12 protein-coding genes and 1 pseudogene are annotated in these 13,140 nt (G+C 34.0%); all 13 read left to right on the forward strand.

All coding sequences use genetic code 11. The features are described from left to right. The first annotated feature begins 386 nt into the window (after positions 1–386). The 13 genes and pseudogenes from D4A81_RS05980 to ispG all read left to right on the forward strand — a co-directional run bounded on the left by D4A81_RS05980 (position 387) and on the right by ispG (position 13,140). Positions 387–2,177: a DNA-directed RNA polymerase subunit alpha C-terminal domain-containing protein gene (locus D4A81_RS05980; RefSeq protein WP_111525005.1), complete on the forward strand. Its 1,791-nt coding sequence runs from the start codon at positions 387–389 to the stop codon at positions 2,175–2,177. 159 nt (positions 2,178–2,336) lie between these two features. After that, complete coding sequence (gene mreB, locus D4A81_RS05985; RefSeq protein WP_111525006.1) at positions 2,337–3,338, forward strand: rod shape-determining protein; 1,002 nt, start codon at positions 2,337–2,339, stop codon at positions 3,336–3,338. 1 nt (position 3,339) lies between these two features. Continuing rightward, a complete protein-coding gene (gene recD2, locus D4A81_RS05990; RefSeq protein ID WP_111525007.1) occupies positions 3,340–5,574 on the forward strand; it encodes an SF1B family DNA helicase RecD2 in 2,235 nt (744 codons plus the stop codon). Positions 5,575–5,634: 60 nt separating this feature from the next. Next, positions 5,635–5,703: pseudogene (locus D4A81_RS13815) on the forward strand (ComF family protein); the annotation flags it as partial. A gap of 63 nt (positions 5,704–5,766) precedes the next feature. Beyond that, the gene (locus tag D4A81_RS05995) at positions 5,767–6,285 is read left to right on the forward strand and encodes a ComF family protein (protein WP_242977673.1); all 519 of its coding nucleotides are present in this window, start codon (positions 5,767–5,769) and stop codon (positions 6,283–6,285) included. A 19-nt stretch (positions 6,286–6,304) separates the two neighbouring features. After that, complete coding sequence (locus D4A81_RS06000; RefSeq protein WP_242977675.1) at positions 6,305–6,892, forward strand: hypothetical protein; 588 nt, start codon at positions 6,305–6,307, stop codon at positions 6,890–6,892. Between the two features lie 91 nt (positions 6,893–6,983). Beyond that, positions 6,984–7,682, forward strand: coding sequence for a UMP kinase (gene pyrH, locus D4A81_RS06005; RefSeq protein WP_111525010.1), 699 nt, complete (start codon positions 6,984–6,986; stop codon positions 7,680–7,682). Positions 7,683–7,722: 40 nt separating this feature from the next. Next, positions 7,723–8,277, forward strand: coding sequence for a ribosome recycling factor (gene frr, locus D4A81_RS06010; RefSeq protein WP_111525011.1), 555 nt, complete (start codon positions 7,723–7,725; stop codon positions 8,275–8,277). Positions 8,278–8,378: 101 nt separating this feature from the next. Further along, the gene (locus D4A81_RS06015; protein WP_111525022.1) at positions 8,379–9,086 is read left to right on the forward strand and encodes an isoprenyl transferase; all 708 of its coding nucleotides are present in this window, start codon (positions 8,379–8,381) and stop codon (positions 9,084–9,086) included. Further along, entirely contained in the window at positions 9,086–9,886 is an 801-nt protein-coding gene (locus D4A81_RS06020) for a phosphatidate cytidylyltransferase (protein ID WP_111525012.1), read from the forward strand. Before D4A81_RS06015 ends, D4A81_RS06020 begins: the two co-directional genes overlap by 1 nt. Before the next feature lie 4 nt (positions 9,887–9,890). Then, on the forward strand, positions 9,891–11,030 hold the full coding sequence (locus tag D4A81_RS06025) for a 1-deoxy-D-xylulose-5-phosphate reductoisomerase (RefSeq protein ID WP_111525013.1): 1,140 nt from the start codon (positions 9,891–9,893) through the stop codon (positions 11,028–11,030). Beyond that, positions 11,027–12,061 (forward strand): RIP metalloprotease RseP, encoded by a 1,035-nt coding sequence (rseP, locus tag D4A81_RS06030; RefSeq protein WP_111525014.1) that lies wholly within the window; start codon positions 11,027–11,029, stop codon positions 12,059–12,061. The genes D4A81_RS06025 and rseP overlap by 4 nt, the downstream gene beginning before the upstream one ends. Positions 12,062–12,081: 20 nt before the next feature. Beyond that, the gene (ispG, locus tag D4A81_RS06035; RefSeq protein ID WP_111525015.1) at positions 12,082–13,140 is read left to right on the forward strand and encodes a flavodoxin-dependent (E)-4-hydroxy-3-methylbut-2-enyl-diphosphate synthase; all 1,059 of its coding nucleotides are present in this window, start codon (positions 12,082–12,084) and stop codon (positions 13,138–13,140) included.

Here is a 13,140-nt window from a genome sequence, read left to right on the forward strand (position 1 = left end):
AATTGCTAAATTATACAATAAGAGTAGAGATAAGGGAAGAGCAAATCATATTAATACTAAAACATAGTAAAAATATTATTGCAAATTATAGTTACATGTGGTATCATGTGAAAGTAATTTAATAAATTAATGAGTTAAATCAATGGATTATATAGAGCCATTGCTTATGAGAATTGTAAATAGCACTACTAAGGGGGTAGTGCGTCAATTTTCATAAAAGCAATGGCTTTTTGCTATGCTTTTACTTGTACCTTGAAAATAAAATCCACAGATACATTAATGGCCGACCGGAGAAGTATGCGATGATAGACAGTGAGCATGCCAAGGAATAGTTAATGTAGACTGCGACTTTAATAAAACTAAAATAATAAAAGTGAGGTATAGCAATGAGTAAAAGAAATAAAATCCGTAAGGAATATTTATCAGCAACATCAATAGTGTATACAGGTGCATTTAATGGAGAGGTTTATAATGTTTGTGACAGATTTATGTCTTATGCGATGTATTTAAAAGCAGACGAAACTCTTGGTCTGGAAGTTACAATGGAAGATGAAGAATCCTGTAAGAACTATATATATTTAGATTCAGACAAAGAGACGCCTATAGAAGAATTCGATTGGATCTTTAGTGATTATGCAAAGGTTGTTCCTGAAAAACATATTATATCAGATAAGTCACAATATGATAATAGAGTTAATTATAAGCTGGAGACTCTAAAGTATTCAAATGATGCTGAGAGAAGAAAGCAAGCAATATATGAGATCTGCAAGAATGAATATTTTCAAACAATGTGTGAGGAAATAAGAGATGCCCAAGGGAATATAAGAATAATGATGAAAGCATGTGATGGAAATAATCAGAATGTAGGATCTGTTATTTTCAGTTTTCCACAAAAAATATCAAAGAAATTAAAAACTGTTATAACTATGGTTTTTCAAGATTCAATTTTAAAGGAAATAGATGAAGATACAATAACAAGTGGTATCGGAAAAGAGGAGATGAGAGATTACATTATTGTTCTATTAAAAGTACTTGAAAGTGAACAAAACAAGGATAGTGACTCTATAGATAATCTGAATCTTGGTGTTCGTTCCTATAATGTATTGAAAAAGGCAAAAATAAATACTATATCTACCTTAATGGGAATGAGAGATGAAGAATTGCTTAGTATTAAAAATTTGGGAAGGAAACAGCTTGAAGAGATTAAAGAAAAGCTATCAGATAAGTTCTGTATACAACTAGATGATGATTTTGGGAAGGAATATGAGTTATATCTTGAATCTGAAAATATTGTAGAAGATATTCCACAAATTCAAAAACTCAACTATATGGAGCAACTACAGAATTTGATAGGTATAAAATCAGCTAAAGAGCAGGCAAGAAGAATCTTAGCATTTGCAAAAATGAGGAAAATAATGCAGGAAAAAGGAGAACAATTAGATCCTATAACATTAAATATGGAGTTTATTGGAAATCCGGGTACTGCAAAAACCACAGTAGCAAGAATTATGGCTGGCGTATTGAGTGAAATTGGTATTATCAATAACGAAAATCTAATTGAAGTTGGAAGAGCAGATCTTATAGCACAATATGTAGGGCAGACAGGACCAAAAGTTAAAACTGCATTTAATAAGGCCAAAGGCGGGGTGCTATTTATTGATGAGGCATACTCCCTCCTAGAATATGGAAGAGGTGGGTATGGTGATGAAGCAATCAATGTTATAGTACAAGAAATGGAAAATAACAGACAGGATACTATAGTGATTTTTGCCGGGTATCCAAATGAAATGGAAAAATTCTTTTCTAGAAATCCAGGACTAAGATCACGAGTACCATTTACATTAAAATTTGATGATTTTTCTGTAGATGAGTTGATGGATATTTGTGAGCTTGAAGCAAGTAAAAGGAAATTTTCAATAGATACAAAAGCAAATGACAAACTTAGAGAAATGTGTGAGTACTCTAAAAGGAATATAGACAATGGTAATGGAAGATTTTGTAGGAATATTATAGAAAAGGCTATTCTTAATTTTGCACTTAGAAATTATGGTTGTGATGAAGTAAATGAAAATATTGAATATATACTCAAAAAGGAAGACTTTCTTGATATAACTGTTTTGGATTGTAATTACAAAGATAGAACATTGCCGATAGGTTTTCAAGTTTCAGCTTCCTAAGTTTGGACTATTTTATATTAAAAGGTAGTTTTACATAGAAATATATTTTTTCTTTATAAATTATTTCTAAATATTGATATTGGCTAAATTGATTATTTGTTGTAGAATATAAAATAGTGCGTTACATTAAAATTTTTATTAAGTAGTTTGGAGGAGAATATGTTTGGGTTTAAATCCAATGATATTGGAATAGATCTTGGAACAGCAAGCATCTTGGTTTATATAAAGGGTAAAGGAGTCGTTTTAAAAGAGCCAAGTGTTGTGGCTATAGATAGAGAAGATGGAAAAATAAAGGCAATCGGTGAAGAAGCAAGACTTATGATTGGAAGAACACCCGGTAATATAGTAGCGGTAAGACCACTTCGCCAGGGTGTTATATCAGATTATACAATAACGGAAAAAATGCTGAAGTATTTTATAGATAAGGCTGTAGGCAAGAGAACTTTTAGAAAGCCAAGAATTGCAGTATGTATTCCATCAGGTGCTACTGAGGTAGAGAAAAAGGCAGTAGAGGATGCAACATATTCAGCCGGTGCTAGAGAAGTGAAGATTATTGAAGAGCCTGTAGCTGCGGCAATAGGTGCAGGAATCACCATTGAGAAGGCTGTAGGAAATATGATTGTTGATATCGGTGGAGGTACAGCAGATATTGCGGTTATTTCACTTGGTGGTACTGTAGTAAGTACATCAATAAAGGTAGCCGGCGATGATTTTGATGAGGCTATTGTCAGATATATGAGAAAGAAGCATAATCTTTTGATTGGTGAGAGAACAGCTGAAGAAATCAAAATAAATATTGGTGCTGCATATAGAAGACCTGAGATACTTACTATGGAAGTAAAGGGTAGAAACCTTGTAACAGGTTTGCCAAAGACAATAGAAGTAAACTCAGATGAAACGCTAGAAGCTCTAAGAGAGCCGGCAATGCAGATTGTAGATTCAGTTCATAATGTTTTGGAGAGAACTCCACCTGAGCTTGCAGCTGATGTATATGATAGAGGTATTGTACTTACCGGAGGTGGTGCATTGCTTTCAGGACTTGATGCACTTATCGAAGAGAAAACAGGTATAAACACTGTTATAGCAGATGATCCTTTGACTGCTGTTGCCATAGGTACAGGTAGGTTTATAGAAGGAGTTAGAGGGGAAATAAAAAAATAGTATGTCAACAGTATCGGGCTATATAGAAAAAATCATTTATAGAAATGAAAGTAATGGCTATACTGTACTTAGCATAGAGGCCGATGATGATGAATATGTTCTTGTCGGTACCTTCAACTATATTGCTGAAGGCGAATTTATAAAAGCAAATGGAAATATGAAGCTGCATCCAACATATGGAGAGCAGCTTTTTGTTGATGAATATGAAATTATTGAACCAAGAGAACTTGACAGTATTCAAAAGTATCTGGCTTCTTCCGCAATAAAAGGTGTAGGCGAAGCACTGGCAAAAAGAATTATAAAAAAATTCAAGATGGATACACTTAGAGTAATGGAAGAAGAGCCGGAAAGACTTGCTGAGGTCAAGGGAGTTAGTGCAAAACTGGCTAAATCTATAAGTGAACAGATTCGAGAAAAAAAATCTATGCGAGATGCAATGATTTTTTTACAAAAATTTGGTATTAGTATGAAATTGTCTGCAAAGATATATATGGAGTATGGAAGTAAAATATATAGCATTATAGAGACTAATCCGTATAAATTGGCAGATGATATTGACGGTATAGGTTTTAAAATAGCAGATGATATCGCAAAAAAAGTTGGAATTACTGCTGATTCAAAATTTCGTGCTATTGCCGGTGTGGAATATATTCTTTCAAATGCAATGTTATCCGGACATCTATATTTGCCTGATAAGGTACTAAAATCAGAGTTTTTGGAACTGTTTGGAGAAAACATATTTGACTTTGATTCTCTATTGTCTGAAATGCAGATGGAAAGAAGAATAGTTGTAAAGAAAAGTGAAGATATGAATATATATCTTGTACAGTCCTATTATACAGAACTTGCTGTTGCAAAGATGCTTATAGATATTAATATAAAAGCTAAGTATGATATAGGCAAAATAGAAGAAAAAATACTCAAAATAGAAGAAAAAGAAGGAATAGTTCTTGACAATCTGCAAAGGCAGGCAGTTATAGAATCTATTAGCAGCGGTCTTATAATCATTACCGGAGGTCCGGGAACCGGAAAGACTACAACTATAAATACTATTATAAAATACTTTAAGAGTGAAGGTGAGAGTATTGCACTGGCAGCACCTACAGGTAGAGCTGCAAAGAGAATGTCAGAAGCGACATCCTATGAGGCGAAGACTATTCACAGACTTTTAGAAATCACTCCAAATGTCAGTGAAAATTCAAATAATATAGGCAATCATTTTGAGAGAAATGAAGACAACCCTATAGAAGCTGATGTACTTATTATAGATGAGGTCAGCATGGTGGATATTTTTCTTATGAATGCACTTTTAAAAGCTGTAGCCATAGGAACCAGACTAATTTTGGTAGGAGATATCAATCAGCTTCCTAGTGTAGGTCCAGGTACAGTGTTAAAGGATTTAATAGAATCTGAATGCTTTAATATAGTTCGATTAAATAAGATATATAGACAGTCTGTTAGAAGTGATATTGTTGTAAATGCACATAAGATAATGACTGATGAAGAGATTGACCTTTCTAAAAAAAGTAATGATTTTATATTTATTAAGCAGAATAACCCTGATAATGTTATGAATTCAATAATTTCTCTTATAAGGGATAAATTGCCGACGTATGTAAATGCTACAACCAATGAGTTACAGGTGATGACACCTATGAGGAAGGGGCCGCTTGGAGTGGAAGCTTTAAACTTATTTTTACAAAATCGTCTGAATCCTGTAAGTAGTCAAAAGAAGGAAAAAGAGTATGATGCCACTGTCTTTAGAGAAGGTGATAAGGTAATGCAGATAAAAAATAATTATCAAAAGGAGTGGTTTATATATAATGAAAAGCATTTACCGGTAGATAAAGGACTTGGAGTATACAATGGGGATATAGGTATAATAAAAGAAATTGATACATTTTCAGAAAGTTTTACAATTTGTTTTGATGATGGAAGAGTATCCAACTATGAATTTTCAGAGTTCAATGAAATAGAACTTGCATATGCTATTACAGTACATAAGTCACAAGGAAGTGAGTATCCGGCTGTTATTATACCTATATATAAGGGACCGTCTATGCTTATGAATAGAAACCTTATATATACTGCTATTACAAGAGCAAAGAGATGCGTTGTATTAGTTGGCATACCTGAGGTTTTCTTTAATATGGTACAAAACACAAGTGAAATGGCAAGGTATACGGGATTAAAGTCAAGAATACTTGAACTCGTGATGCTTTCTAAGGAGGACTAAAATATATTTGATAAATTAATTGATATTATATATCCCAGAAAATGTCCGGTATGCGAAGAAATTGTAAGAGAAAAGGGGCATTTAATTTGTAAGTCTTGCATAAAGAAGCTTCCTTTTGTCAAGAATCCATACTGTATTAAATGTGGTAAAGAGATAATATCTGAAGATGATGCTTATTGTTACGATTGTAACTTGGATAGGGAGTTTATAGCAGGTAGGGGACTTTGTAATTATACTGATGAAATGAGGCATATCATTTTAAATATAAAGTATAACAATAAGAGAGAGTATATAGAGGGATTTGCAAAACTTTTAGCTATAAGATATAAAAAGCTAATTGAAAATGCTAATATTGACTGTATTATACCTGTACCACTTCATAAAGTAAGGATGAGAAGGCGAGGATTTAATCAATCTGAGATTTTGGCAAAGCATTTATCAAAGTATTTGGATATCCCACAGACTTCAGATTATCTTTTTAGAATAAAAAATACAAGAGACCAAAAAGGGTTAAATAGAGATGAGAGACTTCATAATCTGGATAATGCATTTTTAGCAAAATCTTTGCCTCAAAATATAAAAAATATATTAGTTGTAGATGATGTATATACTACAGGTATTACAATTGAAAAATGTGCTATTGCCTTGAAAAAGGCAGGTGCAAAGGATATTTATTTCCTCACCATATGTATAGGTGAATCAAATTCATAGATTTTAAGGAGGAACTATAATGAAAAAAATATTTTTAATTCCAATCATAATATTAGCATTGAGTGCTTGTGGAGGTAGTCGAACAGGCACCATGGAAGATTCTAAAAAGGTAGAAAGCCATAAAAATGAGAAATCAAAAGACACCAAAGAAGAAGGTGGAGAAAGAATAAAAAAGAAGTTTGGTTCATTCATCATACCGGACGGTTGGGTAGAGGCTAAAGAACAATCGGGCCATGGTAAGTATTTTTATGTAGTAAAAGGTCATGAGAATGATGTGAGACCAAATAATATATCTATAAATAAGGGACATCAAAATTATAATCTGGATGAAAGTGAAAAATTTGCAGAGTCTACTACCTGGCAGCTAAATATGCAGTTGAAGCAATCAGGTATAGATGCAGTTGTATATGGGTCATCAGGAACAACAGATGCCGGAGATATAATGTATATCTTTGATATTAAATTCAATGATTCAAATGAGATAGATCGTCAATATTATATTCTAAGAGATAAGAAGTTTGTTATGATATATATGTCAAACTTTGATAATGATGAATCAGTAAATGAGACTGCCAAGCTTATGGCAAAAAGTTTTGAGTGGAAATAATACAAAATGAAGCACAAATTTTAACATTGTATAAGCATTTCCCCTATGGTATACTTAACGAAGATATTTCAGTAAAGGGATAGAAGAATCTATGCAAAATAAAAGAGTAATGTTAAAACTAAGTGGTGAAGCTTTGGCAGGTCCAAAGGGTGGCTACAATGAAGATAAGGTAAGAGATATTGCAAATCAGTTAAAACCTGCCATTACCAATGGAGCAAATATAGGTATAGTTATCGGTGGAGGTAACTACTGGAGAGGCAGAACATCTGAGGCTATTGATAGAACAAAGGCTGATCAGATTGGAATGCTTGCAACTATCATGAATTGTATATATGTATCTGAGATATTTCGCTCTGAGGGAATAGATACTGCAATATTCTCAGCATTTGCATGTGGAGATATAGCGGAATTCTTTTCAAAAGATAGAGTTAATGAAAGATTTGCTGAAGGTAAGGTTGTATTCTTTGGTGGAGGTACCGGACATCCATATTTCTCTACTGATACAGGTATTGTTTTGAGAGCTATTGAGATGGATGCGGATATGATACTTTTGGCAAAATCTATTGACGGTGTCTACAATGCAGATCCAAAGATTGATCCGGATGCAAAGAAATACGCTACACTTACTATGCAGGAGGTAATTGATAAGAGACTTGCAGTAGTGGATTTGACAGCTTCTGTAATGTGTCTCGAACATAAGATGCCACTTGCGGTATTTGATTTAAACGAAGAAGATTCAATAAAGAATGCCCTAGATGGCAAAATCAATGGAACTATTGTGACAGTGTAAGCTGTAATACATTTAATAAACATAATTTTAAGGAGATTTTATGCAAGAGAGTATCAAAAAGTTTGAAGAGAAGATGAATAAATCTATCGAAGTTTTGCTTGAAGAATATGCTTCTATTAGAGCAGGTAGAGCAAACCCTCATGTACTTGATAGAATCAAAGTAGAATACTATGGAACACCTACACCTATTCAGCAGGTTGGAAATATTTCAGTTCCTGAACCAAGAATTATACAGATTTCACCTTGGGAGAAGTCACTATTAAAGGAAATAGAAAAGGCAATCAATATGTCTGACCTAGGTATTAACCCTACAAATGACGGTTCATGTATTAGACTTGTATTCCCTGAGCTTACAGAGGAGAGAAGAAAAGAGCTTGTAAAGGATGTAAAGAAAAAGGGTGAGGCGTGTAAGGTAGCTATCAGAAATATCAGAAGAGATGCTGTAGATGCTGTTAAAAAGCTTGAAAAGGCCGGTGAATTTACAGAAGATGATTTAAAAGATGGCGAAAATAAAATACAAAAGATAACAGATAAGGCTATTGAAAGAGTAGATAAGGCTATTGAAGACAAGTCAAAGGAAATATTAACAGTTTAATTAGCCTACTTCATATTAGTAGAAACAATATAGTTTCTAGAGTTTAAGAAGGTGGGCCTCCACCTTCTTTGTTTTATAGTTTAAAGTGAATGGAGTACAAATTGGAAAACTTAGTTATACCAAAGAGCATTGCCATAATACTGGATGGCAATGGAAGATGGGCTGAAAAAAGAAACTTACCAAGAGCAATGGGACATAAGGCAGGCTGTGAGGCACTTGAAAGAACGGTAGAGGATTGTGTGCGTTTGGGTGTGGAGTCTCTAACAGTGTATGCTTTTTCTACTGAGAATTGGAAAAGATCAGCCCTTGAAGTAGGGGCTTTAATGAAATTACTGAGATTTTATATGGTGAAGCTTATTGATGTTGCCAATAAAAACAATGTAAGAGCTGTAATGATTGGGGATGAAAACAGGTTTGAGCCTGATATAAGAAAAGGAATAAAAAAGCTGGTTGATGCTACTTCTAAGAATACAGGAATGACATTTGCCTTTGCAATAAACTATGGTGGCAGAGATGAGATAAGAAGGGCTATAGACCATATTGTGGATGATGTAGCTTCAGGAGTTGTTTCAAAAGAAGATATAAGTGAGGAGCTTATTTCTTCATATTTGGATACTAGAGGATTACCTGATCCGGATCTACTTATTCGCACAAGTGGAGAGCTTAGAGTCTCAAACTTTTTGCTTTGGCAGATAGCTTATAGTGAGTTTTATATTACAGATACTCTGTGGCCGGATTTTGATAAAGAGGAACTTTTAAAGGCGATTGAAAGCTATAGCAAAAGACAGAGGAGATTTGGAGGTCGTTAATGTTTTTTACAAGACTAATAAGTGGAATAGCACTGTTGATAATAGCTATTTTAGCTTTTTATATAGGTGATTTACCACTTATATTATTATCTACACTGATCTCTGCCATAGGATTATTTGAATTTTATAGAGTGTTGGACTTGGAAAAGAAGACTATTGTATACTTAGGATATGTATATTCATTGATATATTATAGTTTGATTTATTTCAAATTAAACCATTATATATTCTTTTCTGTAATAGCTTTCTTGATGCTTATTTTTGCAATATATGTGTTTACATTCCCCAAATATAAGACTGAAGAGATTTCTTCAATATTTATGGGAGTTATTTATATTCCTATACTTTTCTCATATGTTTATAATACAAGAACATATGAAGATGGGAAGTATCTAGTATGGCTGATATTGATTTCAAGTTGGGGTTCTGATACCTGTGCTTATGCTGTGGGTTCTCTTTTTGGAAAGCACAAGATTGCACCTGTATTAAGTCCAAAGAAATCCGTTGAAGGAAGTATTGGTGGAGTGTTGGGCGCGGCCATTATCGGTGGAATAATGGGATATATTTTGTCAGGACATTTTAAAAGTACATTTTCACCTGTATTTACCTGTGCAGCTTCCTGTGCTATCGGATCAGTAATATCACAGATAGGAGATGCACTTGCTTCAGCTATTAAGAGAAATCATAATATAAAGGACTATGGCAAATTAATACCGGGTCATGGAGGCATTCTTGACAGATTTGACAGTATGATCTTTACAGCACCTGCTATATTTTTTGCAATATATTTTTTAGGATAAACGAATGAAAAAAATATCTATTTTGGGATCTACAGGATCTATTGGAACACAGACACTTGATATAGCAAGGTTAAATCAAGATGTGGATGTGGTAGCACTTTCTGCACATAAAAATATAGATTTATTGGAAAAACAAATAAGAGAATTCAAACCACAAATAGTTGCCATATGGGAAGAATCAGATGCAGAGCTTCTTTCTAAGAGAATTAAAGACCTAGATGTGAAGGTCTATTTTGGTATGGAAGGTCTTATAAAAGTTACTACTGCTGATGCTGCGGATATAGTGGTTACTGCTGTAGTAGGTATGATAGGCATTGAGCCGACTATTGCAGCCATCAAAGCCGGAAAGGATATTGCACTGGCAAATAAGGAAACTCTTGTCTGTGCCGGCCATATTATAATGCCACTTGCAAAGGATATGGGAATAAATATATATCCTGTAGATTCAGAGCACAGTGCTATTTTCCAGTGTCTTGATAAGCATAATCCTATAAAGAAAATTTTGCTGACTGCTTCCGGAGGTCCTTTTAGAGGATTTAGTAAGGAAGAGTTACAAAATGTTACTTTGGAAGATGCACTAAAACATCCTAACTGGAGTATGGGCAAAAAAATCACCATCGACTCTGCTACAATGATAAATAAGGGGTTAGAAATAATAGAGGCATCACATTTATTTGATGTGAATATTGATGATATAGAAGTTGTAATTCAAAAAGAGTCTATAATTCATTCTATGGTAGAATTCAAGGACAATGGTATTATTGCACAGCTTGGTACTCCTGATATGAAACTGCCTATTTCGTATGCAATCTTTTATCCAGAAAGAAGATATATTTCAGATGATAGGGTGGACTTTAATGTACTCTCTACATTAAATTTTTCAAAACCGGATCTGGATGTATTTGAGGGTTTGAAGCTGGCTATACTGGCAGGAAAGAAAGGAGGGAGTGCACCTACTGTTTTGAATGCAGCCAATGAATGGGCCGTTGATAAATTCTTAAACAAAAAGATCAGATTTGTGGACATACCATATCTTATCGGTTTGGCGGTAGAAAATCATAAGTTCACAGAAAATCCATCTCTTGAGGATATTCTATATCTGAAACAATGGACCGAAGATTATCTAGAAAGGATAAAAATTTGAATATAGTTATTGCGCTTATTATTTTTGGAATAATAGTATTAATACATGAGTTTGGACATTTTTTATTTGCCAAGCTATCAGGAGTGAAAGTAGTAGAGTTTTCAATAGGCATGGGTCCCAGACTATTCTCTATAAAGGGAAAGGAAACTAAGTACTCTTTAAAACTTCTACCGCTTGGTGGTTCCTGTGCCATGTATGGAGAAGATGAGGATGAAGATGCTCCAGGTAGTTTTAACAGTGCACCACTTTTAGGAAGAATTGCAACTATTGCTGCAGGACCCATCTTTAACTTTATTTTGGCTTTTTTGGTTGCCATATTTATAGTTGCAAATGTAGGAGTAGATAAACCGGTAATAACCGGATTTGTTTCAGGTCTTCCGGCTGAAACCTCAGGTCTTATGGTAGGTGATGAAATAGAAAAGATAAATGGTAAAGGCATTGATTTTTATAGAAATGTATCCACATATCTTTATCTAAATCAGGGAAAGGACATAACACTTACTATAAAAAGAAATGGAAATGAAAAAGAACAAATAACCATATCACCTGTATATAATGAAGAATATTCACAGTATATGATAGGTATACAGAGTTCAGGTTATGAAAAGCTTAAGAATCCGTTAGAGATCTTAAAGTACTCTGTTTTAGAGGTGAAATATACGATTTCTATGACTATAGATTCACTTGTATATCTAATAAGTGGAAGAGCACATGCAAGTGAAATTAGTGGACCTGTAGGTATTGTATCTATGATAGGGAATACTGTAAATGAGTCAAAGCCATATGGAATCTTTGTTGTGTTGCTGTCATTATCACAGATGGTACTTCTTCTAAGTGCAAACCTTGGAGTAATGAATCTGATGCCGTTGCCGGCGTTGGATGGTGGTAGATTGATATTTTTATTCCTGGAAGCTATTTTTAGGAGACCTCTAAATAGAAGGATAGAGGGGTATATTCATTTTGCAGGTTTTGCACTTTTGATACTTCTGATGATTTTTGTAATGTTTAATGATATAAGAAGAATACTGTGATTTGTTTCATGGGAGTAAAAATGAGAAAGAAAACAAGATTAGTACAAATTGGAGATAAACAAATAGGTGGAGATATGCCTATACTTATACAGTCTATGTGTAATACAAAGACTGAGGACGTGAATGCCACAGTTGATCAGATACTTAGATTGGAAGAAGCAGGTTGCGATATAATAAGGGTAGCGGTACCAAATTTTGAGGCGGCATTGGCAATATCACAGATAAAAAAGCAAATTCATATACCGCTTGTAGCTGATATACATTTTGACTACAGACTGGCGCTTGAGGCTATAAAATCAGGTTGTGATAAGATAAGGATTAATCCCGGAAATATAGGAAGCAGTGAGAGAATAAAGGCTGTAGTAGATGCTTGCAAAGAGAGAAATCTTCCTATAAGAGTTGGAGTAAATTCAGGATCTTTGGAGAAAAATCTCATTGAAAAATATGGAGGTGTGACTGCAGAGGGTATTGTAGAGTCCGCATTTGACAAGGTAAAAATAATTGAGAATATGGACTATAACAATCTTGTCATAAGTATAAAATCCTCTGATGTAATGATGTGTGTAAAGGCACATGAGCTGATTTCGCAAAAATGTGATTATCCACTTCATATAGGTATTACTGAATCCGGTACTGTAAAAAGAGGAATGATAAAATCATCTCTTGGACTTGGTATTATATTGTATCAAGGTATAGGTGATACTATAAGAGTATCATTAACAGGAGATCCGATAGAAGAAATATTTGCTGCAAAACTTATTTTAAGTAATTTGGGATTGAGGAAAGGTGGTATAGAAGTAGTGTCCTGTCCTACCTGTGGCAGAACAAATATAGATCTTATAGGGCTTGCTACAGAAGTAGAAAAATTAGTTGAAAACTATGATTTAAATATTAAAGTAGCAGTTATGGGCTGTGTTGTAAATGGGCCGGGAGAGGCTAAGGAAGCTGATATAGGTATTGCCGGCGGAATAGGTGAAGGACTTTTGATAAAAAAAGGTAAGGTGGTGAAAAAGTTGCCGGAAAATGAACTTTTGTCTGCCTTGAAAGAGGAATTGGATATATTATCAAAAGAGGCATAG

Origin of the sequence: Lachnoanaerobaculum umeaense (assembly GCF_003589745.1) — a bacterium.
Lineage (GTDB): Bacteria > Bacillota > Clostridia > Lachnospirales > Lachnospiraceae > Lachnoanaerobaculum > Lachnoanaerobaculum umeaense.